Consider the following 23,381-nt stretch of genomic DNA (forward strand, 5'->3'; position numbering starts at 1 on the left):
ACCGTGACGTAACAAATCGACCCAGCGTGTAACTGGGAGCACATATTTGACTACGCTCGGCGTCGTGGGAGCGGTCACTACACCTCAGTTGGTCGATGTCGTCGACACCATTTCGGGCGTGCGCTCGTATTCGTCGGGCGGCTCGCGAACTCTCAGTTCGTGCTATGCCGAACGGTGGGGTCTGCGAATCGAGCATCCCACTCCGGAAGACCCGTTCTCGGACTCCGAGGTCACCTGGCTGATGCCCGAACTGGGCCTGCGCCTGACCACTCACCGCCCGCGTTCGCGGCACGCGCGCAGCAGCCCGAGCGTGCTGTCCGCGGTGCGGGTCGAGCGCGACCAGCGGCACTGGCAGACCACGGACCTGTTGCTGGGCCTGGCCGTCCCCGGCGGCACCACGGCCCGCATCGTGCGCAGCGAGGAGTTCGCCGCCGCAGTCGCGGGCCGCGTGCTGCGACCGGGCGACGCCGACCAGGCGCTGCGCACGGTCCACCGCACCCTCGAAGAGCTCAGCAACGTCAACCACAACCTGACGTCGTGGCTGACGTGGCACGGCATCTACGACTCCTGGCCACCCCTGTAGGCCTCGACGCGCCGCGCGGCCGCCTCCATCCAGGGTTCCTTCGCCTCACCGTAGGCAAAGGCGCCGGCGTCGCCCGCAAACCGTTGTGACAGCTCGAGCTTGAGATTCGCGTACTCCTCGCGGGCCTGCGCGTCGTGCCGCAGCCAGTCGCGGAAGTCGACCGCCCACCGCCAGTTCGGAGCACCTGCGACGCGCAGGTGCAGGTTCACGCGCCGCCCAGGGTCAGCCCCGGCGTGCAGCCGCTTGCTCCAGTCACCTTCGCCACGCGGCGTGTCCACGTACGGCCCGACGTACGGGAAACCAGCCTGCGCCAACGCTTCCCGCAGATCGTCCGCGGTCTCCATGTCCTCGACGGCGAGCTGGAAGTCGAGCACGTCCTTGGCCGCGAGCCCCGGCACCGCCGTCGACCCGATGTGCTCGACGTGCCGCCCACCGGCCGCCACACTGATCCGGCGCGCGATCCGCCGCGCCTGCGCCGGCCACCGCTCGTCATAGGGCACGACGATCGGCGACCCCGACGCGTACGAGCCGGTGCGCACGTTCTTCTCAAAGGCCACCAGCCGATCCCACAACGCCGTGACGTCCGGAACCTCACCGCTGTTGTCCAGCCACACGTCCGCGACGGCCCGGCGCTGCTCGTCGGTGGCCTGCGCGGCGATCCGGTTCTCGGCGTCCCGCCGGTCCATCCCGCGACTCGTGACGAGCCGCTCCAGCCGCGTGGCCGAGTCCGCGAAGACCACGATCACCAGGTGGTACATCGCCGCCATGTCCCGCTCCACCAGCAACGGGATGTCGTGCACCACGATGGCGTCCTCGGCAGCCTCGGACATCCGCTGCCCGGTGAGCGCACCGATCCGGGGATGCGTGATCCCGTTGAGCGTCTGCCGAGCCTCCTCGGTCGCGAACGCCTTAGCCGCCAGCGCCGCCCGGTCGAGCGTGCCGTCCGCGTTCAGCACGTCCTCACCGAACGCCTCGACGACCTCCGCGAGCCCGTCGGTGCCAGGCTCCAGCACCTCACGCGCAAGCTTGTCCGCGTCGATGACAACGGCGCCGTTCTCCGCCAGCAGCCGCGCGATCGTCGACTTGCCGGACCCGATTCCCCCGGTCAACCCCACCCTGAGCATGCCGGTCAGGTTAGCCGGGCGAGCAACCACCGCGTGTACGCCGACGTGCTTGCTAGACCGGCGGCGTCATCGACTGCGCGGCCAGCACCGGCAGGACCGCGATGAGCTTCTCCTTCGGGAGGAAGTTGTTCCGGTTGCGCACCACGAACGTCGACTTCCCGAGCGACCCGATCACCAACTGCTCGTCCTTGCCCTCGACCAGCGTCCCCTTCTGCTTGCCGACGTCGACCTCGGTGATCTTCGCACCCTCGGCCCGCTCAGCCTCAACGCTCTCGGCGACACGCGTACGAGCCGTCAGATCGTCGTTGTAGGTCGACAACCCGATGACGATCTTGGCCTCCGGGAGGTTCTTCTTAGGGGGAATCCCGTAGTAGCAGTCGATCTTCCCGGTCCGCCCGATCCCCGGCTCCTTGATGCCGATGATGATCCGGGGCTCCCCAGGAAGCTCCTGCCCGAGCGTCGCGTTCATGACCTCGACGGACACCACGAGCTCACAGTCGTCCGGCAACGCCCGATCCACCATCACCGGCACCCGCGAAGGGATGGTGGACGGAGTGATCTTCGGAATCTGCGGCGGCGGCGCCTGAGTCTGCGGCTCGGCAGTAGAACAGGCGGCGCAGACCGCCAGCACACCCACACCCAGTGCCACGAAGAACTTGTTCCCACGCATAGGTTTGTCAACCTACACAACGAGGTTGGGCCTCCACCACAGAGTGAACGGGTACGCAGACATCAACCCGCGAAGCCGAAGGCGAGCCGTCCTTACCAAACGGGCCAGGCGGTGGGGTCCCATCACGAGTCGCGCCATAGCACTTGCTGCACCTGAGGGGTGAGGTCGGCTCGTGATGGGACCCCACCGCCAACGCACTCTCTAAGCAACCGGCGGCCGCCCAACTCAACAGGCGTGCCATCAACCCACCCGTGGCGTGGACCCCCTGATCAGATTGCCGGGGGTCTGGGGGCAGAGCCCCCAGGGCAAGCACGCAACGCAAGGCACAAAGGCCCCCACACCCGAACCGGGTGCAGGGGCCTTCGAAGGTCTAACTAGCGACTCACATGCCGCCCGACAGCTTCTCGCGGAGCGCCGCGAGCTGCTCGTCGGAGGCGAGCGTGCCACCGGACTGAGCCGGCGCGCCCACGGACGTGGAAGGAGCCTCGCCACCGGAGGTGTAGTTGCCCGCACCCTCGGCCGAAGCCTCTTCCTCGGCCTCGGCGGCCTTGCGGATCTGCTTCATGTGGGCCTCGTAACGAGTGTGCGCCTCGGCGTACTGGCGCTCCCACTCCTCACGCTGCTTGTCGAAGCCGTCCTGCCACTCCTGGGTCTCCGGGTCGAAGCCCTCGGGGTAGATGTAGTTGCCCTGGTCGTCGTACTCGGCGGCCATGCCGTACTGGGTCGGGTCGAACTCGGTGTCGACCGTGAAGCCCTCGTTGGCCTGCTTGAGCGACAGCGAGATGCGGCGACGGTCGAGGTCGATGTCGATGACCTTGACCATGACGTCGTCGCCGACCTGGACGACCTGCTCCGGGATCTCCACGTGGCGCTCGGCCAGCTCGGAGATGTGGACCAGGCCCTCGATGCCCTCGTCCACGCGGACGAACGCACCGAACGGAACCAGCTTGGTGACCTTGCCCGGCACGATCTGGCCGATCGCGTGGGTGCGGGCGAACTGGCGCCACGGGTCTTCCTGCGTCGCCTTGAGCGACAGCGACACGCGCTCGCGCTCCATGTCGACGTCGAGGACCTCGACGGTGACTTCCTGGCCGACCTCGACAACCTCGGACGGGTGGTCGATGTGCTTCCAGGACAGCTCCGACACGTGGACGAGACCGTCGACGCCACCCAGGTCCACGAAGGCACCGAAGTTGACGATCGAGGACACGACGCCCTTGCGGACCTGGCCCTTCTGCAGCTGGTTGAGGAACTCGCTGCGGACCTCGGACTGGGTCTGCTCGAGCCACGCGCGGCGGGACAGGACCACGTTGTTGCGGTTCTTGTCCAGCTCGATGATCTTCGCCTCGAGCTCACGGCCGACGTACGGCTGGAGGTCGCGGACGCGACGCATCTCGACGAGCGAGGCGGGGAGGAAGCCGCGGAGGCCGATGTCGAGGATGAGACCACCCTTGACGACCTCGATGACCGTGCCCTTGACGGGCTCGTCCTTCTCCTTGAGGGCTTCGATGGTGCCCCACGCGCGCTCGTACTGGGCGCGCTTCTTGGAGAGGATCAGACGGCCTTCCTTGTCCTCCTTCTGGAGAACAAGCGCCTCGACCTCGTCACCGACCTTGACAACCTCGTTGGGGTCGACGTCGTGCTTGATCGACAGTTCACGCGAGGGGATGACGCCCTCGGTCTTGTAGCCGATGTCGAGCAGGACCTCGTCCCGGTCGACCTTGACGATCGTGCCCTCAACGATGTCGCCATCGTTGAAGTACTTGATCGTCAAGTCGATAGCTGCGAGGAAGTCCTCCTCCGTCCCGATGTCGTTGATCGCGACCTGCTTGGGAGCAGCGGCAACGGGGGCGGTGGTGGTGTCGGTGGACATTAGGTAGGTGGCTCCGGTACGGATTGGCATCGATTGGCTGGGTGGTGGTGCGCGCGCAGCGACACAGAGACCTTGAAAGCCGGCACTTCTGGATCATGGGCAGCGCTAACCCACTACGCACGCGATATCGTACGCGGCCCGGAGACGCGCAAGCAAACCAGCCCCCATGTGAAGGAGCAGTGTGTCCAACCAGCACACGAGCGCGGAACAAGCGCTCGGTACCGCCGGCATCGTCAAGCGCGGGGCGGACGCCGCGGAGTCGCGCGTGGCGAACCAGATCTGGTGGGACGCGGACGCCGACGACTACCACGAGACGCACGGCGAGTTCCTCGGCGCGGCGGACTTCGTGTGGTGCCCCGAGGGCCTGCGCGAGGCCGATGCCCGATTCCTGGGTGAAATCGCTGGTCAGCGCATCCTGGAGGTGGGCTGCGGCAGTGCGATGTGCGCCCGCTGGCTCAAGGAGAACAAGGCCGACGTCACCGCGTTCGACATCTCCGCCGGCATGCTCCGCCACGCCCGCAGGAACAACGCCGAGACCGGCATCGACGTGCCGCTCGTCCAGGCCAGCGCGGACCAGCTGCCGTTCCGGGACGACTCCTTCGACGCCGCGTGCAGCGCGTTCGGCGCCGTGCCGTTCGTGGCGGACGTCCAGGAGGTCTTCGGCGAGGTCGCCCGCGTACTCAGGCCCGGCGCGCCCTGGGTGTTCGCGGTCAACCACCCGATGAGGTGGATCTTCCCCGACGACCCCGGACCGCTCGGTCTCACCGTCACGCAGTCGTACTTCGACCGCACGCCCTATGTAGAGGTGGACGAGGAGGGCAAGGCGACCTACGTCGAGCACCACCGCACGCTCGGCGACTACGTCCGCGCGCTCACGAACACGGGTTTCGTGCTCGAAGACCTGGTCGAGCCCGAGTGGCCGAAGGGCCACACCCGCAACTGGGGCCAGTGGAGCCCGCTGCGCGGCAAGCTCTTCCCCGGCACCGCGATCTTCCGGACCCGCCTGACGTCGTAATCTCACCTGCCATGACCTCGGCACGCGGACTAGTGGCGGCCCAGTCAGCCCGTTTCGCCTCACTGGACCCGTTGCTTCCACCCGCCACCGAACCGCCCACGGACGGCCACGTCATCACGGCGGCGCTGGCGGACGGCACCCGCGTGGCCGGGATCATCAGCCACCAGAGCTTCGAGCCCCACACGACCACGCGGCTGTGGTCGGCGGCCGAGGTGTGGGAGATGCTGCCGCTCGTCGGCGAGTCCCAGGGCATGGACGCGCTGCTCACCCGCTTCCGCCGGCACCTCGACACGCAGGAAGTGCACGACGACACGGCGTGCGTCGTGCACTGGCCGAGCCGCGACACCAAAGCCGCACGGGCGTTCCTCGACCACGGACTCGTGCCGCTGTCCGTGCTCGCCGTGCGCCTGAGGACTCCGGCACAGCACATCTCCCGCACGCTGACGATGCGCCGTGCGACCCCGCACGACCTGGAGACCGTGCTGGAGCTGTCGCTCACGGAGCTGGAGTACTCCTCCTACGTCGGCTCGACGATCGTGCGCCCGAACGCCGCCCATGTGAAACGCCGTGCGCTGATCGAGCGTCTCGAGAACGCGAGCCCCATCTGGCTCGCCGAACGCGACGGCATCGCGGTGGCACTCGCCGAGTGCGCGATCGTGTCGTCCGAACCCGGCACGGCCGCGGCGGCGAGACTCCCCCGCGGCCGCTGGGGATATGTGAACTGCGTCTCGGTACTGCCGGGCGCCCGTGGCACCGGCATCGGCCAGCAGCTCCTCGCCTACGCCCACCAGGAACTTCACCGGATGGGCACGGTCGGCACGTACCTCTACTACAACCCGCCGAACCCGCTGAGCAGCGTCTTCTGGCCTCGCCAGGGCTACCGGCCGCTGTGGACCGTCTGGGAAGTACGCCCCGCCGCAGCCCTTAGGTGACCTATGTCCGAGTTGCAGGGCGCCGAGGTCTGCGCGAGAATTTGTACTGACCGGTCAGTTTAAACGGAAGGTAAAGCCGTGGAGATCCACGCAAGTCGTGCAGGCGTCAACGGGGGCCATGGTCCCCTGCTCCGGCCGACTTCGCTGACCGTGAAGCCCGGCGAGCTCACGCTGGTCGCGGGCGAGCCCGGCACCGGTCACACGGCGTTCGGCCTGCTGCTCTCCGGCCGCATCAAGCCCTCGACGGGCACCGTGTCCCCGGACGCGAAGACGCTGCGCAAGCGCGTCGTCCTGGTCGACGCCCCCGAGGTGAACGAACCGGAGGAGGCGCTGAGCCTGTCCGCCGTCGTCGGCGAGGAGCTCGCGATGAACGGCATGCCGTCCGGCAAGAAGGCGGTGCACGACTGGTTGGTGGAGCACGCCGCCGATGAGCACGCGGACAAACGCTTCGAGCACGTTCCGGCGCGGACGCGGTGCGCGGTGCTGCTCGAACTGGCCGCGTCACGTCCGGGCGTGACGGCGCTCGTCCTCGACTGCCCCGACCGCTACCACCCCGACCCGCGCGAGTGGTTCGCCCTGGCCCACGACCACGTGACTCCCGAACGGTCCGTCGTCGTCCTGTGCTCGAACTCCTCCGCCCACATCCTCGACATCCCGCACGCACGCCTTGGTGAGGACAACGCCAAGATGGAGATCACCGCATGAGCGCCCTACGCATGGCCTTCAACGAACTTCGCCGGGTCACGTCCGGCAAGCTGCCCAAACTCGCCGTTCTGGCTCTGGCGCTCGTGCCCCTGCTGTACGCGTCGCTCTACCTGTACGCCAACAAGGACCCGTACGCGAACCTCAACCACGTGCCAGCCGCACTGGTCGTGAAGGACAAGGGCGCCAAGGACCTCAACGCGGGCAAGGACGTCGCGGACGAGCTGCTCAACGGCAAGAAGTTCAACTGGAAGGTCGTCGACGACGCCGACGAGGGCGTGCGCAAGGGCGAGTACATCTTCGCCCTCACGCTGCCGGAGGACTTCTCCGAGGCGCTCACGTCCGCGGAGCAGAACAAGCCGCGCCAGGGCGTGCTGACCCTGACGACCAACGACGCCAACAACTACCTGGGCAGCACGATCGCGAACCAGGTCGTCAGCGAGGTGCGTCGGGCCGTGACGGCGAAGGTCTCCACCGAAGCCGCCGACAAGCTGCTGCTCGGCTTCTCCACGATCCGCCAGGAGACCACCAAGGCCGTCGACGGCGCCACGCAGCTCGCGGACGGCAGCGCGACGCTGCGCGACAAACTCGGCGAGCTCGACAGCGGCGTCCAGCAGCTCTCCACGGGCGCGGTGACGGCGGCCAACGGTGCCGCGCAGCTCCGTGACGGCACGCACGAGCTCCGCTCGCAGACCGCGCAACTGCCCGAGGGCGCCAAGAAGATCGCCGACGGCGCGCGCCAGGTCGCCACCGGCAACGAGACCGCCGCGACCCAGGCCGAGGAGTACGCGAAGAAGGCGCAGGCTCTCGTCGGCGTGCTCGACCAGGCCAACGGCGACATCGCGAACCGTTTGCGCGCCTTGGGTTTCACCGAGGAACAGGTGCAGCGCGTGCTGACCACGATCGGTCAGGTGCGCCAGCCGGTCGACGACGCCAACGGCAAGGTCCAGGGTGCCGCGGGTGATCTCCGCAAGCTCGCGACCGGCGCGGACCAGGTGGCCGACGGCGCCGAGCAGCTCTCGTCCAAGATGCCCGGCCTGGTCGCCGGCGTCGGCAGGCTCGACGACGGCGCCACCAAACTCGCCGACGGCAACGCCCAGCTCCGCGACGGCCTGCAGAAGGCGGCCACCGGCACGCCGCAGCTCAAGGACGGCGCCGCGAAACTCGCCGACGGATCGGCGCAGCTGCGTGACGGCCTGTCCGGTGGCGTGAACAAGATCCCGAACCAGGACGACCCGACCCGGGCGGCCATCGCGCAGGCGATCGGCGACCCGGTGGCGGTGCGCGGGCTGTCCCAGACGAAGGCCGCCACGTACGGCGCCGGCCTCGCCCCGTTCTTCCTGGGCCTGGCGACGTGGATCGGCGCGTTCGTGCTGTTCCTGCTGCTGCGCCCGCTCTCACGCCGTGCGCTCGCCGCCGGTCAGTCAGCGCTCAGGGTCGCGTTGGGCGGTTGGCTACCGGGTGCGTTGCTCGGCATCGTGCAGGTGCTTGTGATGTTCACGGTCGTGCGATTCGTAGTGGACATCGAGCCGTCGAACCCCATCGGCACGTTCGGGTTCCTCGCGCTAATGTCGCTGACGTTCGTGGCGATCCTGCACGCGCTGAACGCCGCGTTCGGCGCCGTCGGCAAGTTCCTCGGCCTGATCCTGCTGATCCTCCAGCTGGTCAGCGCGGGTGGCACGTTCCCGTGGCAGACGATCCCGGTGCCGCTGTACCCACTGCACTACGGCCTGCCGATGGGCTACGCGGTCGACGGCCTGCGCCACCTGATGTACGGCGGTGACCTGGGCAGCGTCGGAAAGGACGCCCTTGTCCTTCTCGCCTGGCTGGTCGGAGCCCTAGCCTTGACGTCCGTGGCGGCATACAAGCAGCGCGTCTGGACAGCGTCCAAGCTGAAGCCGGAGCTCGTGCTGTGAGCGCGCGGACGACGGCGACCAGGCAGAAGCTCTTCGACGCGGCGTTGAAGCTGGTCGGCGAACGGGGCGCGGCCTCGGTGACGGTCGACGAGATCGCCGCGGAGGCAGGCGTCGCCAAGGGCACGATCTACTACAACTTCGCCTCGAAGGACGCCCTGGTCGAAGCGCTGCTGCACCACGGCGTGGAGATCCTCGCGGGCCGGCTGCGGTCCGCGGAGGGGTCCGAGGACTCGCTGGAGGCGCTGGTCGACGAGATGCTCGGCTTCTGGGCCGAGTACCCGGCGTTCGGCCAGCTCCTCGTCTCGGAGCTGTGGCGCACGCCGGGCCAATGGCACGGCACTCTCTCGTTGCTGCGCGACGACATCGTCTCGATCGTGCGCGGTCAGATGAAGCGCCTGGCCGACGCGGGCCGCCTGCCCGCAGGGGTCGAGGTCGGCACGGCGTCGGCGGCGTTGTTCGGCACGTTGCTCGTGATCGCGCTGGACTGGCAGGTGTTCCAGCCGGAGCGGTCACGGGCGGACGTGCGCGAGTCGGTCATGCTGCTGGTGCGCGGGATGCGCTCGGCGCGTTAGAGCTGAGCGCAGGGCGTGCGGAGTCACCCCGAACGAGCGACGCGTTTGACCGAGCAGGGCCACATGCCCGCCGGTACGAACGAAGACATGCCGAAACTGCTGAACATCGCCACCGCCCTGCTCGCGACCATCGCCCTCACGGCCTCCCCGGCGCTGGCCGAGCCCGAGCCGGTGAAAGCCACCGCCGACTTCCAGGAAGCGCTGTTCACGCCCGTCGACGGCGTGCTCGATCTGGAGGAGACAGCCGAGGGCATCAAGGTCAGCGGCACGTTCCAGAAGGGCTTCTCCTCCGACGCGCCGTCGGACTACCAGCTGGTGGTCCTCGACGGCGCGGAGGTGGTGCTGGACTTCAGCAAGGACTTCCAGAAGGTCGCCGAGATCGAGGCGGCGGAGGTCGCGGACTTCGAGTTCGTCACGGAGACCAAGCAGAAGATCGCGGACCTCCGCAACGAGGACGTGGTCGTCCGCCAGCTCGTGAACGTGGCGGCCGGCATCAAGGTGCAGGCGGAGATCGGCCGGGCCAAGATCGTGAAGACCGAGGTCCGGTAGGGCTTCAGCGGGCGTCCTCGTGGTGCAGCGAGGGCGCCCGTCCCTCCAGTCCTCGTTCGACGGCCTGCAGCACCGCACGGTTCGTGCGCAGCGTGGCGTCGTGAGCGAAGTGACCGAGCAACACCTGCTGCGTCGGGTGCGGGAGCACTGGGTCGGGCACCGGCGCGGACGTGTGCACCTCCACCACCGGCGCTCCTTCTGCGAGAAGGTGCCGCACGGCGTTGAGGACGCTCACGCGATAGCTGTCGTGCACCCACGCCACGAGCAGGTTCACCAGATTGCCGTCGAGCTCGTACTCGACCTCCGACGCGAGCTTGGAGGGCTCCGCCCAGTCGGCCCTCACCCACGTCGGCCGATGGCCCAGTGAGATCGACGCCCGCGCCGCCCGTCCGGGACCGTCGCCGGCCATCAGCGGCCGCGTGCGCGAGGGCAGCACCACCCGCCATCCGCGTGCCACGAGCTGGCCCGCGCAGCCGGCCAGCATGCCTGTCCCACCGAGCACCAGCGCAGTTCTCACCGAGCACGCTCCTCGCCGACCGAGGCGAGCGGTCCCGAGAGCCACCGCTCCACCTGCGCCTGCCCGCGCAGCCGCACGACCACCACGTCGTCGACCAGAGCGAGCACCCTGGCCCGGTTGCGCCGGTAGCTCTTCCAGCCCCACCGCAGGATGTGCTCCGGGTCGGTGAACGCCGACCACAGCGACGACTCCCGATTACCGTTCCACAACTCCACGCCTGCCGCGCGACGTCTGATCGTGCGACTCACCAGCCGTCCCATCACGACCGGGAACCGGTGGTCGAGCCACACCACCGTGTCCGCCCTGGCGAGCAACGCGGGCCGCGCCGCCTGGTACTGGTACTCCGTAACCCAGTGGTCGTCCTGCGCGAACGCGGCGACCTCCGCGAAGAACTCCGGCCGCGGCGTCCACTGTGGACCCCAGTAGAGGCTGTCCAGCTCGACGCGCCGCAGTTCGCGCTGCTCGGCGATGCGCAGGCAGAGCGTCGACTTGCCGGATCCGGCGTTGCCGGCGACGAGGATGCGCCGGGGCATGTGCGGCAGCGGATCAGCTGGACCGAGCAACGGCATCGGGCCAGGCTAGCGAAAACCCGATGAGCACGACACGGTGCGGAGCGGGCCCGGAAACGCCCGAAGGGCCCCCGGAAAACTCCGGAGGCCCTTCGGGGTGAAACAACGTCAGAGAGCGGTGACGTTCGTCGCCTGCGGGCCCTTCTGGCCCTGCGTGATGTCGAACGAAACCTTCTGGTTCTCCTCGAGGCTGCGGTAGCCGCCGCCGTTGAGGGCCGAGTAGTGAACGAAGACGTCAGCGCCGCCGTCCTCGGGGGCGATGAAGCCGAAGCCCTTTTCAGCGTTGAACCACTTGACGGTGCCGTTTGCCATGTACTGCTTCTCCTTGATTACTGAAGAGCGAGCCGCACTGTGCGGCCACTCCGTGGTTGGTCATGAGCCTTGCCCCAACCGTGAAGAAGGAGAAGCACTCGCAACTGAAGTTTGGCGAGCGTGAAAGACACGAACACGAAACTGCAACCAACAAAGAAGTATACCCCAACCTAGCCGCGTTTGCGCTGAGGTACCGCGAACCTCCGCTGCATGATCGAGATGCGGAAGACAAGGAAGCAGGCAAGCCCTCCCGCACCGATCGCGCACAACGTCGACAGGGTCGAAAACACCACGTAGAAGGGGGTATCGAGCAGCAACGACTCGAACACATCGCACAGCACCATGGCGAGGAACGCCCACTGCCAGGGCTTGATCAACGGGCTCGCCACGCGCTGCGCGAACGGCACTTCGCGCTGCGCCGGATCGCTCGCCTTCCACACCTGCGAAACCGTCCGCACGCCGTGCAGCGCGATCGCCTCGGCATTGTGGGTAACACCGCGGAACCACACGATGGACGCCACACCCGCGGGCACGACCAGCATGATGGCGAGGAAGCTCCATGACGACGAGCCACCCTGCCAGTCGTTGATCGTGCCCCAGATCGACTCGGCGGCGACCAGCGCGATCAGGCCCATGCTGACGTAGCCGGTGACCCGGACGTCCTTCAGGTCGATGTAGGTGTCCAACACAACACTCCCCGAACGCGGCGAACTGCGCGGCAGACTACCGTCCGAATCCGCAGCCCAGTTCGGTGAAGGTCGCGATCTTCTCGGCCGCCCGCACGACGACCTCGTCGATGCCGTCGAGCACCACCCGTTCACCGACGCGGCGGGCGGGCAGCAGCGGCACGTCGGCCTTGCCGCACTGCTCGGCGATCGACGTGAACGCCCGTGCGGCGGCCAGCGGCGCGACCAGGGGCTCGCCGGTCTGCCGGTGCCGGATGAGGTTCTCCAGGAGGTCGACCGACGGCGCCACGGCCATGCGGTGGTCGTTGACCGTCAGTCTGTCGTCGTCGTACCACCAGACGGCCTGGCCGAGTGTTCCGTGCACCAGCACGACCGGCGGCAACGATGTCGCCGCGCAGAGCGTGGTGGCGACCACGACCGGCGGCGCGCCATCAGCCGTCACCCGGACACAGGCCGTGTCGTCCGCGCTGATCGTGTCGCGGCACCGGTACAACTCCAGTTCGACAGCGATGTCGGCTCGTTCCTCGACATCGGCTAGCAACAGCGCGTTCTGCAGCGCATGCGCGAACGGGTTGACGAGCGTTCCGTCCTCGCCCTGCCGCCCCGCCCACTCGGAGCGTTCGTAGTAGGAGTCCGAGCGCACCCAACGCCCGGCGGCGCCGATGCCCGTGATGTCGCCCAGCGCCCCGGAGCCGATCAACGAGCAGAGCCGCCGGTACGAGCCCGTGCCCTGCGCCTGGAAGCCGACCTGGCACACCAGGCCGCGGTCCAGCGCCACCGCGGAGATCTCGTCGAAGTCGGTCACCGACAGCACCGCCGGCTTCTCGACCAGCACGTCGCAGCCCAGCTCGAACGCCGTCAGCACGTGATCGCGGTGCGTCGCGGGCGGCGAGGAGACCACGACGACCTCGGGGTGGAGCTCGGCCGCCAGCGACGGCAGATCGGGGTAGGACGGCACCGGCACGTCGACGTCCGCCACGTCGACCACGCCGACGAACGTGGCGAGCCCGTCGTGGCCGAGCCGGACCAGGTTCTCCACGTGCCGCGCCCCATGTCCCCGAGCACCGACCAGCGCAACACGCATCGCTCTCACCCTTCTCGGGCGGACTCCGCCACCAACGCGGCCACCAGCATCAGCCGAGGTGCCGGTAATTTCAATGCGCCGCGCCAACCAAGACTCGTTTGCGGCAGCATCCCGGCACCAACGGCGCCCGAAGCGTCAACACAGCCACCCGAACGGGCAATGGCGCAGGGAGCACGGTGACCGCTATCGGAGGTCGATGACGTCGGCGACGTGGACCGGCTGCCCGGTCTCGAAGCTGCGGTTGGCGGCGAACCCGGTCAGCAGGGAGAGCGTGCCGTCGTAGTGCGTCGCTTTGCGCCCGAGCGGGTCCTCCTGCCCGGCGGGGCCGTACAGCGCGTCGACCATGCGCTGGTCGGCGCCACCGTGCCCGTCCCGGTCGTACTCCAGCGGGATGTCCTCGCGCTCGGCGAACAGCCGTTGCACCGAGAGCTTCGCCCACCCCTGCTCGGGGTTCGCGGCGACGCCGTGCACGGACGGGTCCTGACCCGACACCCAGGAGTTCTCGACGACCTCCAGTTCGAGACGACCCCTGCTGCCGTTGACCATCAGCCGGTAGCCCTCCCACGGCGAATAGGCCGTGAGGTGGTAGGTCAGATTCGCGCCGCTGGCGTAGCGGACGAGCACCGACATGTCGTCCTCAATGGACACGCCGGGCTCGAACGGGTTCTGGTCGCGGCGATAGCCGTCCTCGTGCCGTGCGTCGACGTAGAGCTTCTTGAGCCAGGCGTTCTGCTCCAGATCGACGTCGAACCTGTCGTCGTGCGTGTACCCGTGACGCTCACCGTTCTCGCTGCCGTAGAAGAACAACCGGCCGTGCGCGTACACGGTTTCGGGCACCGAGCCGACCCACCAGTTGAGCAGGTCGAAGTGATGGGTCGCCTTGTGGACCATGAGACCGCCGGAGTTGGCCTTGTCGCGGTGCCAGCGGCGGAAGTAGTCGGCGCCGTGCCGGGTGTCCAGCAACCATTCGAAGTGGACGGACCCGATCTCGCCGACAGCACCGTCCGCGAGCAGCGCGCGCACCTTCTCGTGGATCGGGTTGTAACGGTAGTTGAAGGTGACCGTAACGCTGCCTTCGTTGCGATGCACCGCGTCCAGGATCTTGCCGGCCGACGGGACGTCCGTCGTCATCGGCTTCTCCGTGACGACGTCACAACCGGCGTCCAACGCCTCAACGATGTACGTGTCATGGAAACGGTCGACGGTGGTCACCACCACCACGTCGACCCGTTGCTCGTCGAGCATCTTCAGGAAGTCTTCGGCGTCGTACGTGGGAACCGGCTCGACGCCCAGTTCCGCGAGGCGGTCGTTGTGGACGTCCATCCTGGTCCGGTTCACGTCCGCGAACGCCACGAGTTCGCAGGTGTCCGCGTGTTCGACCGCGATGGCGCGGACGTGCCGCTCCGCCCGCGATCCCGTGCCGACCACCGCGTACCGCCTGCGCGCCATCTCCGACCTCCGCTGAAAACGTTTTCTCCACGCTAGCGGCACGTGCCCCGGCCTCGTCAAGATGAGGTCATGCCGACTCCTGTGGTGCTCGACTGCGACCCCGGCCACGACGACGCGATCGCGATCCTGCTCGCGGCCGGCTCACCCGAGATCGACCTGCGCGCGATCACCACCGTGGCCGCGAACCAGACATTGGACAAGGTCACCGCGAACGCCCAGCGGATCTGCTCCGCCGCCGGCATCTCGGTGCCGATCGCGCGCGGGTGCGCACAACCGTTGGTGCGACCGCTGTACGTGGCGGAGGACATCCATGGAGAGTCTGGAATGGACGGTCCGGCGTTCGGCCCGCTGACCGTCGGAGTGGTGGAGGAACACGCGATCGACGTGATGCACGCTCACATGCCGGCGACGCTGGTGGCCACCGGCGCGTTGACGAACGTGGCGATGTACCTGCGGCGGTACGGGCCTGCCGCGGTGCGCGAGATCGTGCTCATGGGCGGGTCGACCGAGCGCGGCAACACCACGCCGTACGCGGAGTTCAACATCTACGTCGACCCGGAGGCGGCCGCGATCGTCTTCGGCAGCGGCGTGAGGATCACGATGATCGGGCTGAACGTGACGCACCAGGCGTTGGTGACGCCGGAAATCGTGGCTCAGTTGAACGCTCTGGGGCCGCTCGGGCGGACGTGCGGGGAGCTGATGACGTTCTTCGCGGCGACCTACCGCGACGTGTTCGGGTTCGCAGCACCACCGCTGCACGACCCGGTGGCGGTGGCGCGGGTGATCGATCCGACGCTGGTGAGGTGCGTCGAGGCGTTCGTGGGGATCGAGACCACGGGGACGTACACGCGCGGCGCGACGGTCGTGGACCTGCACGGCAGGCTCGGCCGGGAGCCGAACGCGCAGGTGGCCGTCGGGCTGGACGTGGACCGGTTCTTCGGCCTGGTCGTCGAGGCCGTGGCCCGGCTCAGGACACTGTCTTGTCGCTGAGCTTGGCCCACTGGCTCCAGCCCGCCTTCTCCTTGTAGAAGCGGCGGATCAGCTTGCCGTCGTCGGTGCGGGCGAAGACCTCCACGGTCTTCGTCTGCGCGTGGTACATCGCGGTCGGCGCCTCGGCGACCTTGGTGGTGCCGAGCTTGGCCCACGTGGTCCAGCCGCCGTCGGTCGCGCGGGAGTGCTCGACGATGCCGCCCTCACCGAGCTGCACGACGTCGATGGACCCGGTCGTGGAGTTGAAGACCGCCGACGGCGCGCCGGTGCCCTTGCCGCCCAACGACTTCCAGACACCCGCCCCGTACTGCTCGACGCTGCCGGACTCGGTACGCACGAAGACCTGGTCGACGGCGACGCTCGGGTCGCTGACGATCTTCTTGTCGCCCTGGTCCGCCCAGGTGCTGCCGTCCCACTTGACGAGCTTGCCGTCGGCGGAACGCGCGTAGACGTCCTTGTCGGCGACGGCCGGGTTGCCCTCGATCTTGCGGTCGCCGACCGGCGCCCACTTGTCGGTGAAGCGGAGCAGGAGGCCGTCCGCGCCGCGGGCGAGGACCTCGACGGCCTTGGTCTTGTCGTTCCAGAACAGCGTCGGCTCGCCCGCGACGGCCGTGTCGCCGAGCGCGAGCCACTTGCCGTCGACGCGGCGGTAGATCCTGTCGTCCGTTCCGCGCGCGAACACCTCGACGATCTTCGTCTGCGGGTTCATCAGCGCGACCGGCTCGCCGGCGAAGAGCTCGGGCCCGAGCTGCTGCCAGCCGTTCCAGCGGCTCGTCTTGTGGAAGTTCGTGACGATCGTGCCGTCGGCGGCGCGATCGAAGATCTCGAGCTGCTGCTGGCCGGTGTTCGAGATCTGCGGGCCGGCGCTGACGACGAGCTTGTCCGTCACCGGCGTCTCGCTGCCGGTGCTGCCGCCGCTACCGGCTTCGAGGATGTTGTTGTAGCGCAGGGGCACGTACTTGCGAGCCGTGCCGGCACTCCACACGCGCTGCACGGGCCTGCTGCCGTCCGGCCCTGCCTGCTCGCGCACGATGGGCCGCGTCTTGGCCGCGTCCGCCCAGCCGATGAACAGCGCGACGTGGTTCTCGCGGTCGTTGAGCGCGTCGCCGGGACGGAGGTCCTCCCAGTCGATGCGGTGTGCGACCTGCTCGAGGATGTGCGTGGTGTAGGAGATGCGCAGGCCCCAGGCCATGGAGACGAAGCCGGAGCAGTCCGTGCGGTAGGCGCCGTACTTGTTGCCGAAGCAGTCGCGTTGGCTGTACGGCACACGGGCGCTGATCCACGTCCGGGAGCGCGCCAGGACCTCGCTGCGCGTGATCTTGGAGTTGGCCTCGTACGTCCCGCAGACCACCCCGCCCTCGGCGGCGGCGACCGCGACGTCGGGCATGGCCAGCGTCGAGCCGAACGTGATGGCCGCCGCGGCGACCGCCAACATCCCCCACGATCTCATGCCGGTCACCGTAGCAAGGTGATGTGAAGTTTTGGTCCGGTCGAACGTCCTGTCTTCCGACGGTCAACCGTGAACGCGCGGGCACCCGTGTGGATGATCGTCACGCCTCGTCGAGCACGCTCAGATACCGGCGCGGCACGTACAGCTCAGCTTCGGCCTCATAGGGATAGGCGAGGGCGCGCAAGCGTGTGCTGTACCCACCGGCCTGCTCGTAGGCCCAGTACCGTCCGGGCTCCTCCGCCCACGACGCGAAGATCACCACGTGCCGCGTCAGGTTGGTGCCGTCCGCGCGGATGACGACGTCGCCCGGCCGCAGTTCGTGCGCGGGGATCAGGCCACTCACCGTGGCCAGGCCCGGGGTGTCGAACCCGCCGTGCCGGTCGTCCGGCTTGCCGGGCAGCCCCCACGCCATCGACACGAAGCCCGAGCAGTCGGCGCGATAGATGCCGTGTTCGTTCTGATGGAACCTCTTCTGGCTGTACGGGACCGAGTCGCGCAGCCAGGAACACGCGCGCTCCATGATCTCGGAGCGGCGGATCAGGCGGCCGGCGGCACGAGCGGTGGTCACGCGGACATGGTCGGGACCGGATCTCTAAGTTCCCTGCAAACTCTCTACAAGGTCGGCGTCGCTGATCTCGGCGGTGACCCAGGCGAGCGGGTAGCTCAGTTCGATCGTGTCGATCTCCCTGGTCAGCCGCACGCCGGGCAGCACCCTGCGCACCAGCGCGAGCATCGCGTGGTTGTCGGGCAGGACGTTGCCGTGCAGTTCGGCGACGCCCATCCGGGCCGCGATCGACGTCAGCTCCTCCAGCAGGAGACGGCCGACGCCACGTCGCTGCCACAGGTCGATCACGGCGACCGCGATCTCCGCGCCGCACTCGCCGGTCCTGATGACCCTCGCGATGCCGATCGGCTCACCACCGACCGTCGCGCACACGGCCCCGTGCCGTTCACCGTCCACATCGGTCAGCACTCGGCGCGCGGACGCGGTCAACCGCGGCGTTGGCGAGTGGAACCGCAGGTAGCGGCTTCGCGCGGACAGTCCTTCGAACACCGCGTCGACAGCTTCCGGCGCGGTGTCGCGGTTGAGCTCGGTGACGCGCATGAGGATCGACCCCTCTAAGTTCGGAATCCGAACTGTAGCTGAGTTCGAAAATCGAACGCAAGGGATATCCTTGGCTCATGCCGTACTCGAGTTTCGCGAGCATGCCCTGCACGCTGAGCCGCCCCGCGGCGCTGCTGGGCGAGCGCTGGACGCTGCTGCTGCTCCGCCAGATCTTCCTGGGCACCCGCCGCTTCGAGGACTTCCAGGCGACGATGGACATCTCGCGGAGCGTCCTGACCGATCGACTGAACGTGCTGCTGCAGGAGAACGTGCTCAAGCGCGTGCCCTATCACGAGGATGGCCGCACACGGCACGAGTACCGCCTCACGGAGAAGGGGCGCGACCTCTACCCCGTGCTGATGGCTCTGCGGACATGGGGCGAGAAGTGGATGGCTCCAGAAGAAGAGGAGTCGTTCCACCTGCACCACCGCGACTGCGGCGGAGACGTGCGGGCGAAGGTCGAGTGCACCGAGTGCGCCGCCGAACTGACCGCCCGCGACGTCCAGGTCACGGCCAAGCAGTGAACTTGTACTGACAACTGCCGAATCCCGGGTGAACTCGAGATCCACACCGTTGCCGAACACGGTTGCAGGCGGCGAGAGTGCCTGTCATGACAAGAGCTGCTCTTGCGGTACTGCTGCCCCTCCTGCTGGTGACCCCGGCTGCTGTCGCGGCACCGGCGAAGACGCCGAAGGTGCTCGTGATCGGGCTCGACGGTGCCCGCTACGACAAGCTGGTCAGCGGCGACACCCCCAACATCAAGGCGCTGCTGAACCGCGGCTACGGCGCCCGCAGCGCGCTGTACGGGTCGGGCATGGCCCAGACCTCCAGCGGCCCCGGCTGGTCGACGATCCTCACCGGCGTCTGGCCGGACAAGCACAAGGTGAAGGACAACTCCTTCGCCGGCAACGCCCTCACGTCGTACCCGAGCTGGCTGGAGCGCGCGAACACCGCGAACCCGGCCCTGTCGACGTACGCGGCGGTGGACTGGAAGCCGATCAGCGACCACGTCCTGCGCACCGGCCAGGACCGCAAGTACGTGCTCGACGGTGACGCGGCGGGCTACACCGGCTCGGACGAGAAGATCACCGTCGACGCCGAGCAGCACCTGAGGACCGACGCCGCCGACGCGTCGTTCGTCTACCTCGGCCAGATCGACATCGCGGGCCACGACAGCGGCGCCGACTCCTCCCAGTACGCCACGGCCATGCGCACCAACGACGCGCAGATCGGCCGTCTGATCAAGGCCGTCGAGGCGCGGCCGTCGTACGCCTCCGAGGACTGGCTGATCATGATCACCACTGACCACGGCCACACGGCGGCGGGCGGCCACGGCGGTGACTCGCCCGAGGAGCGGATGACGTTCGTGATCTCCACCGGCCCGGCACGCCCCGCCGTGGCACCGAAACTGGTCGACGTGGCAGCGTCCGCGCTGCAGCACCTCAACGTCCCGGCGTCGCTCGACGGCTATGCGCTCGGCACCGCGCCGGTCGACCCGTTCGACTCGGTGACGCTGAAGCCGCGGCAGGACGAGACCGGTGTGCCCGCTTCAGTTCTCGGCTGGACGCACCAGGGTCCGGCGGGCTGGACCGTGACCACCGCCTCGTCGATGCCGCAGGGCGTCGCGGAGTGGCAGGGCTGGTCGTTCACCACCGACGACTTCTGGACCCGCACCGCGCCCTCCCAGTCGCGTGAGGCGAACGTGCGCGCACGTGGTGTCTTCGCCGTCGCCGACCCCGACGAGTGGGACGACAAGGGTTCGCCTTCCGCGCGCGGCAGGTTCGACTCGACGCTGACCTCGCCCGCCCACGACGTGACGGGCGAGCCGAGCCTCAAGGTCGACTACTTCTCGCACTACCTGCAGGAGGGCACGCAGCGCGGCACGGTCAGCGTGTCGTTCGACGGCGGCCCCGAGCAGGTCGTCCGCACCCACAACGCGAACGGCCTCGCCCAGCAGGTCTCGCTGACCGTGACCGTCCCGGCGGGTGCCCGCACGGCGCGCGTCTCCTGGCGCCTCTTCGACGCCGGCAACAACTGGTACTGGGCCGTCGACGCCCCTCGTCTGTCCTGATCCGGCGGTGTGGGTCGGGGAGGCTACCGCAGCGAGTCGAGGTGCCTGCGCAGCAACGACACCGTGAGCTCCGGCGTCATCCGGTCCGGGTGCAGCACCCCGTCGACGGTGATGCCGTTGAGCAGCGACGCCAGCCGTTCGGCCTCCAGGTCTACGTCGTGCGTGGCCCCAATGGTCCCGGCCTCGGTCATCACGGTCAGCGCGCGGCGGCAGAGCATGCGCAGGCCGTCGTAGAGCCGCTCGGCGTGCGGCACGAGCGACGGCCGGGTGCGCGCGGCGGTGACGAAGGCCAGCCACAGCACGGCTTCGTCGCGGCGGCGGTCGTCGAGCGGGAGCACCTCGGAGAGCACGCGTTCGGCCGGCCGGCGCGGGTCGCTGCGGTCCGGCAACGACCGCACGTGGGCGAAGACGCGCTGTTCCGTCGAGTGGATGAGGGCCTCGACAGCGAAGATGATCATGTCGTCGTGGCTGTCGAAATAGTGGCGGATCGAGCCGATCGCGAGGCCCGCCTCCACCGCCACGTTGCGCAGCGAGGCCTGTTCGACGCCGTCGCGCACGACCACGCGGAACACCGCCTCGGCGACGGCTTGGCGGCGGGCGGCGGGATCCACGACTCTCGGTGACACCTCCCGTTTGTAGCATGACCCTGCTAGTTTAAGTAGCAGGGTCATGCTACTTAGGGGGAAGCAATGACATATCTGCTGATCGCGGTCGGTGTGCTGTACGTGCTCGTACGCCGGTTCCGGGGAGAACCGCTCAACGCCAGGGACCTGCTGGCGCCGCCCGCGTTCCTGTTGTTCTTCGGCATCCGCGCGGTCGACGAGTTCCATCTGGTCCATCTGCTCCCGCTCGCCGCCGGCTTCGCGTTCGGCGCGATCCGGGGGATGACGATCAAGCTGTTCGAACGCGACGGCCACCTGTGGCAGCGGTACACGCCGTGGACCTTGCTCGTGTGGGTGGCGTCGATCGGCGCGAGCTTCGGCTTCCTGCTGCTGCTCGACCACCACGCGCCGACGCAGCTCTCCATCGGCGTGAGCATGCTCGGCGAGCTGTGCGCCGTGGGCGTGAAGGCGTTGAACACCGGCCTGCCGTTCGCACCGGAACGGGTGTCCAATGGCAGGCATGGAACGTCGTGACTTCCTCGTGGGGGCAGGGCTGCTCGCGGTCGCACCGACCGCGTCGTCAGCCGCACAGGGAGCGGACTGGGGCGCCGTGCGCCGCGAGTTCCGGCTGGACCTGGGCCTGACCAACCTGGGGCTCTTCTACCTCGCGTCGAACCCGCGCGAGGTGAGGGACGCGGTCGAGGAGTTCAAGCGCAGGCTCGACGCCAACTCGCACGACCTGATGCCCGAGCAGGCACAGGAGGTCGCCGTCGCGCTCGGGCAGTACGTCGGTGGCGCAGCGGACGACATCGCGTTCGTGCCCAACACGACCATGGGTCTCTCGATCGTCTACGGCGGCCTCAAACTGCGCCCGGACCAGGAGTTGCTGCTCAGCGACCAGGACCACGCGTGGCACCAGCAGGCGGCGAGGCTCGCGGCGGCGCGGGCAGGCGCGAAGGCAAGGGTCGGCACGCTCTACGAGAACCCGGCGAAGGCCACCGAGGACGAGATCGCGACCCGGCTGCGGAACTCGATCACGCCGCAGACCCGTGCCGTCGGCATCACGTGGGTGCAGTCGAGCACGGGCCTGCGCATGCCGGTGCGAGCCTGCGCGCAGGTCGTGGCCGAGGCCAACAAGGGCCGCAAACAGGAAGACCGCTGCCTTCTCGTCGTAGACGGCGTGCACGGACTGGCGGCCGTGCACGACGACGCGGCGCGCATGGGTGCGGACGTGTTCGTCGCCGGCACGCACAAGTGGCTGTTCGGACCGCGTGGCACCGGCATGGTGTGGGTGAACCCCGAGGTGCGCGGCGAGATCGTGCCGATGCTGCCGAGCCTGAGCGACCGCAGCGAGACGGCGTTGCTCGGGCCCGGCGGCTTCCACGCGTTCGAGCAGTACTTCGGGGTGCAGGCGGCGGTGCGGTTCCACCAACGCCTCGGCCGCGACCGCGTCGCGGCCCGGATCGCCGAACTGTCCGGGCGGTTCTCCGACGGGCTGGCCGAGATCCCCGGCGTCGTCGTGCACACGCCGCGCGACCCAGCGACGTCCGCGGGCATGGTGTGCTTCGACGTCACCGGGCACAGCGGCCCCGAGGTCGTGGAACTGCTGGCGCGCAAGCAGATCCAGATCACGACGGCGTCCTACCGGATCCCGTACGCGCGGGTCGGCACGTCGATCCTCAATACATCGGAGGAGATCGACCGGACGGTGCGGGAGATCAGCGCCCTGGCTCGGTGATGCGGGGCAGTTCGGCCGTTCCCGGCGGTTCGAGCTGCACGCTGGTGTTCTCCATCCTCACCTGTGGCTGGTTCATCGCGTCGTGCGCGATGAACGGCGTGGCTTCGAGGTAGGCACCCGTCGCGGCCGCACCGTCCGGGGTCATCGGCCGACCAGTTGCCTCGCGAGCTGATCGGCCTCGTCCGCGGTGAACTTGCCGGCGATCTGCGTGGCGCCACCGGTGATCGGCGACTGGATGCTGGGTGCGCTGAGCACCCGTCCGTTGATCAGGATCGCGACCTGGTTCCCCACGTGGGCGGTCGTGAAGTCGCTCCAGGTCCGTGCGCCCTCGGCGTCGAACTCGGCCGTCACCACGTGGCCGGTGCCGTACTCGCTGGGACTGGCCTCCGCCTTGACGACGCGGTCACCGTCGAGGAAGACCGGGCCGAGGTCGTACTTGAACCCGTCGGCGTCGCACGTCACCAGCGGGGCGGCCGCGTCGTCGTTGCCGGTCAGCGGGTCCGGGGCGCCGCAGTCCAACGTGCTGAGCGCCTGCTCGCGGACGGTGGCGTCCGTGCTCTGCCGGGTCGCCCGCGCCGTCTGGACGGCCGGGTCGCCGGCCTCGTTCCGGGGCACGGCGTTACCGGGCGACGGCGCGGAGGCCGGCGTGACGCTCTCCACCTTGCGGAAGGTCAGCTTGCCCGTGAGCCACGCTTCCTTCTGCTGCTCGCCCTGCGGGGTGGTCGTGCAGGCGGCGACGGCGAGGAGCAGCACCACGGCAAGGATCTTCATGCCGTTGACTTACCACGCGGCCACCGCCCGCATCAGGCGAATCAGAGCGCCATCAGCCGTTCTGCCCCAGTTGAAGTGCCTCGGCGAGGCTGCGAGCCCTA

General features: G+C 68.6%; 27 protein-coding genes. 12 read left to right on the forward strand and 15 right to left on the reverse strand.

Features of this window, described 5'->3' with window-relative positions:
* Nucleotides 1-64: 64 nt before the first annotated feature.
* Entirely contained in the window at nucleotides 65-583 is a 519-nt protein-coding gene (locus tag IG04_RS0112825; RefSeq protein WP_030476830.1) for a ribonuclease FAU-1 family protein, read from the forward strand.
* Here the strand turns inward: IG04_RS0112825 and coaE are convergent.
* From coaE to rpsA, 3 genes are all read right to left on the reverse strand, one after another.
* On the reverse strand, nucleotides 559-1,707 hold the full coding sequence (gene coaE / locus IG04_RS0112830; RefSeq protein WP_030476831.1) for a dephospho-CoA kinase: 1,149 nt from the start codon (nucleotides 1,705-1,707) through the stop codon (nucleotides 559-561). The two genes, IG04_RS0112825 and coaE, sit on opposite strands and share 25 nt — an antisense overlap.
* A 52-nt stretch (nucleotides 1,708-1,759) precedes the next feature.
* A complete protein-coding gene (locus tag IG04_RS0112835) occupies nucleotides 1,760-2,377 on the reverse strand; it encodes a hypothetical protein (protein ID WP_030476832.1) in 618 nt (205 codons plus the stop codon).
* Between the two features lie 382 nt (nucleotides 2,378-2,759).
* Nucleotides 2,760-4,250, reverse strand: a complete 1,491-nt coding sequence (gene rpsA, locus IG04_RS0112840) for a 30S ribosomal protein S1 (protein WP_030476833.1) — start codon at nucleotides 4,248-4,250, stop codon at nucleotides 2,760-2,762.
* Between the two features lie 181 nt (nucleotides 4,251-4,431).
* Between rpsA and IG04_RS0112845 the strand changes: the two genes are divergently transcribed.
* The 6 genes from IG04_RS0112845 to IG04_RS0112870 all read left to right on the forward strand — a co-directional run bounded on the left by IG04_RS0112845 (nucleotide 4,432) and on the right by IG04_RS0112870 (nucleotide 9,936).
* Nucleotides 4,432-5,265, forward strand: coding sequence for a class I SAM-dependent methyltransferase (locus tag IG04_RS0112845; protein WP_030476834.1), 834 nt, complete (start codon nucleotides 4,432-4,434; stop codon nucleotides 5,263-5,265).
* An 11-nt stretch (nucleotides 5,266-5,276) separates the two neighbouring features.
* The gene (locus IG04_RS0112850) at nucleotides 5,277-6,197 is read left to right on the forward strand and encodes a GNAT family N-acetyltransferase (protein WP_030476835.1); all 921 of its coding nucleotides are present in this window, start codon (nucleotides 5,277-5,279) and stop codon (nucleotides 6,195-6,197) included.
* Between the two features lie 78 nt (nucleotides 6,198-6,275).
* Nucleotides 6,276-6,902 (forward strand): hypothetical protein, encoded by a 627-nt coding sequence (locus IG04_RS0112855; protein WP_030476836.1) that lies wholly within the window; start codon nucleotides 6,276-6,278, stop codon nucleotides 6,900-6,902.
* Nucleotides 6,899-8,815, forward strand: a complete 1,917-nt coding sequence (locus IG04_RS0112860) for a YhgE/Pip domain-containing protein (protein WP_030476837.1) — start codon at nucleotides 6,899-6,901, stop codon at nucleotides 8,813-8,815. Before IG04_RS0112855 ends, IG04_RS0112860 begins: the two co-directional genes overlap by 4 nt.
* Nucleotides 8,812-9,387, forward strand: coding sequence for a TetR/AcrR family transcriptional regulator (locus tag IG04_RS0112865; RefSeq protein WP_030476838.1), 576 nt, complete (start codon nucleotides 8,812-8,814; stop codon nucleotides 9,385-9,387). Before IG04_RS0112860 ends, IG04_RS0112865 begins: the two co-directional genes overlap by 4 nt.
* An 87-nt stretch (nucleotides 9,388-9,474) precedes the next feature.
* The gene (locus IG04_RS0112870) at nucleotides 9,475-9,936 is read left to right on the forward strand and encodes a hypothetical protein (protein ID WP_144065448.1); all 462 of its coding nucleotides are present in this window, start codon (nucleotides 9,475-9,477) and stop codon (nucleotides 9,934-9,936) included.
* 4 nt (nucleotides 9,937-9,940) lie between these two features.
* Here the strand turns inward: IG04_RS0112870 and IG04_RS0112875 are convergent, their stop codons facing one another.
* From IG04_RS0112875 to IG04_RS0112900, 6 genes are all read right to left on the reverse strand, one after another.
* On the reverse strand, nucleotides 9,941-10,453 hold the full coding sequence (locus IG04_RS0112875; RefSeq protein WP_245816354.1) for a Rossmann-fold NAD(P)-binding domain-containing protein: 513 nt from the start codon (nucleotides 10,451-10,453) through the stop codon (nucleotides 9,941-9,943).
* Complete coding sequence (locus IG04_RS0112880; protein WP_030476841.1) at nucleotides 10,450-11,022, reverse strand: P-loop NTPase family protein; 573 nt, start codon at nucleotides 11,020-11,022, stop codon at nucleotides 10,450-10,452. The genes IG04_RS0112875 and IG04_RS0112880 overlap by 4 nt, the downstream gene beginning before the upstream one ends.
* A 108-nt stretch (nucleotides 11,023-11,130) precedes the next feature.
* The gene (locus IG04_RS0112885; protein WP_030476842.1) at nucleotides 11,131-11,334 is read right to left on the reverse strand and encodes a cold-shock protein; all 204 of its coding nucleotides are present in this window, start codon (nucleotides 11,332-11,334) and stop codon (nucleotides 11,131-11,133) included.
* Nucleotides 11,335-11,504: 170 nt separating this feature from the next.
* Nucleotides 11,505-12,020: a hypothetical protein gene (locus IG04_RS0112890; protein ID WP_144065449.1), complete on the reverse strand. Its 516-nt coding sequence runs from the start codon at nucleotides 12,018-12,020 to the stop codon at nucleotides 11,505-11,507.
* Nucleotides 12,021-12,057: 37 nt separating this feature from the next.
* Nucleotides 12,058-13,104 carry a Gfo/Idh/MocA family protein gene (locus tag IG04_RS0112895; protein WP_030476844.1) on the reverse strand — a complete coding sequence of 349 codons (1,047 nt, stop codon included), beginning with the start codon at nucleotides 13,102-13,104 and terminating at the stop codon, nucleotides 12,058-12,060.
* A 183-nt stretch (nucleotides 13,105-13,287) separates the two neighbouring features.
* Nucleotides 13,288-14,553 carry a Gfo/Idh/MocA family protein gene (locus IG04_RS0112900; RefSeq protein ID WP_030476845.1) on the reverse strand — a complete coding sequence of 422 codons (1,266 nt, stop codon included), beginning with the start codon at nucleotides 14,551-14,553 and terminating at the stop codon, nucleotides 13,288-13,290.
* Nucleotides 14,554-14,622: 69 nt separating this feature from the next.
* Here IG04_RS0112900 and IG04_RS0112905 point away from each other — a divergent pair, with 69 nt between their 5' ends.
* Nucleotides 14,623-15,543 (forward strand): nucleoside hydrolase, encoded by a 921-nt coding sequence (locus tag IG04_RS0112905; protein ID WP_030476846.1) that lies wholly within the window; start codon nucleotides 14,623-14,625, stop codon nucleotides 15,541-15,543.
* Here the strand turns inward: IG04_RS0112905 and IG04_RS43935 are convergent.
* The 3 genes from IG04_RS43935 to IG04_RS0112920 form a co-directional block, all read right to left on the reverse strand.
* Nucleotides 15,521-16,993, reverse strand: coding sequence for a DUF8189 domain-containing protein (locus tag IG04_RS43935; RefSeq protein ID WP_144065450.1), 1,473 nt, complete (start codon nucleotides 16,991-16,993; stop codon nucleotides 15,521-15,523). The two genes, IG04_RS0112905 and IG04_RS43935, sit on opposite strands and share 23 nt — an antisense overlap.
* 100 nt (nucleotides 16,994-17,093) lie before the next feature.
* Nucleotides 17,094-17,561: an NlpC/P60 family protein gene (locus IG04_RS0112915; RefSeq protein ID WP_051769732.1), complete on the reverse strand. Its 468-nt coding sequence runs from the start codon at nucleotides 17,559-17,561 to the stop codon at nucleotides 17,094-17,096.
* Between the two features lie 24 nt (nucleotides 17,562-17,585).
* The gene (locus IG04_RS0112920; RefSeq protein ID WP_051769735.1) at nucleotides 17,586-18,098 is read right to left on the reverse strand and encodes a GNAT family N-acetyltransferase; all 513 of its coding nucleotides are present in this window, start codon (nucleotides 18,096-18,098) and stop codon (nucleotides 17,586-17,588) included.
* Between the two features lie 77 nt (nucleotides 18,099-18,175).
* Here IG04_RS0112920 and IG04_RS0112925 point away from each other — a divergent pair, with 77 nt between their 5' ends.
* Both IG04_RS0112925 and IG04_RS0112930 read left to right on the forward strand, forming a co-directional pair.
* A complete protein-coding gene (locus tag IG04_RS0112925; protein ID WP_030476850.1) occupies nucleotides 18,176-18,622 on the forward strand; it encodes a winged helix-turn-helix transcriptional regulator in 447 nt (148 codons plus the stop codon).
* A gap of 86 nt (nucleotides 18,623-18,708) precedes the next feature.
* Nucleotides 18,709-20,169, forward strand: coding sequence for an alkaline phosphatase family protein (locus tag IG04_RS0112930; RefSeq protein ID WP_030476851.1), 1,461 nt, complete (start codon nucleotides 18,709-18,711; stop codon nucleotides 20,167-20,169).
* Between the two features lie 23 nt (nucleotides 20,170-20,192).
* Here the strand turns inward: IG04_RS0112930 and IG04_RS0112935 are convergent, their stop codons facing one another.
* On the reverse strand, nucleotides 20,193-20,795 hold the full coding sequence (locus IG04_RS0112935) for a TetR/AcrR family transcriptional regulator (RefSeq protein WP_030476852.1): 603 nt from the start codon (nucleotides 20,793-20,795) through the stop codon (nucleotides 20,193-20,195).
* Nucleotides 20,796-20,858: 63 nt separating this feature from the next.
* On the opposite strand from IG04_RS0112935, the gene IG04_RS0112940 reads away from it, so the two are divergent.
* Both IG04_RS0112940 and IG04_RS0112945 read left to right on the forward strand, forming a co-directional pair.
* Nucleotides 20,859-21,305 carry a hypothetical protein gene (locus IG04_RS0112940; protein WP_030476853.1) on the forward strand — a complete coding sequence of 149 codons (447 nt, stop codon included), beginning with the start codon at nucleotides 20,859-20,861 and terminating at the stop codon, nucleotides 21,303-21,305.
* The gene (locus IG04_RS0112945) at nucleotides 21,292-22,509 is read left to right on the forward strand and encodes an aminotransferase class V-fold PLP-dependent enzyme (RefSeq protein WP_051769741.1); all 1,218 of its coding nucleotides are present in this window, start codon (nucleotides 21,292-21,294) and stop codon (nucleotides 22,507-22,509) included. The genes IG04_RS0112940 and IG04_RS0112945 overlap by 14 nt, the downstream gene beginning before the upstream one ends.
* On the opposite strand, the gene IG04_RS46435 is transcribed toward IG04_RS0112945, so the two are convergent.
* Both IG04_RS46435 and IG04_RS0112955 read right to left on the reverse strand, forming a co-directional pair.
* On the reverse strand, nucleotides 22,490-22,654 hold the full coding sequence (locus IG04_RS46435; protein WP_157512912.1) for a hypothetical protein: 165 nt from the start codon (nucleotides 22,652-22,654) through the stop codon (nucleotides 22,490-22,492). The genes IG04_RS0112945 and IG04_RS46435 overlap by 20 nt on opposite strands.
* Nucleotides 22,651-23,280, reverse strand: coding sequence for a SecDF P1 head subdomain-containing protein (locus IG04_RS0112955; protein ID WP_030476855.1), 630 nt, complete (start codon nucleotides 23,278-23,280; stop codon nucleotides 22,651-22,653). Before IG04_RS0112955 ends, IG04_RS46435 begins: the two co-directional genes overlap by 4 nt.
* Nucleotides 23,281-23,381 lie beyond the last annotated feature (101 nt).

The sequence above is a fragment of the Lentzea albidocapillata genome, from assembly GCF_000719115.1.
Classification (GTDB): domain Bacteria; phylum Actinomycetota; class Actinomycetes; order Mycobacteriales; family Pseudonocardiaceae; genus Lentzea; species Lentzea albidocapillata.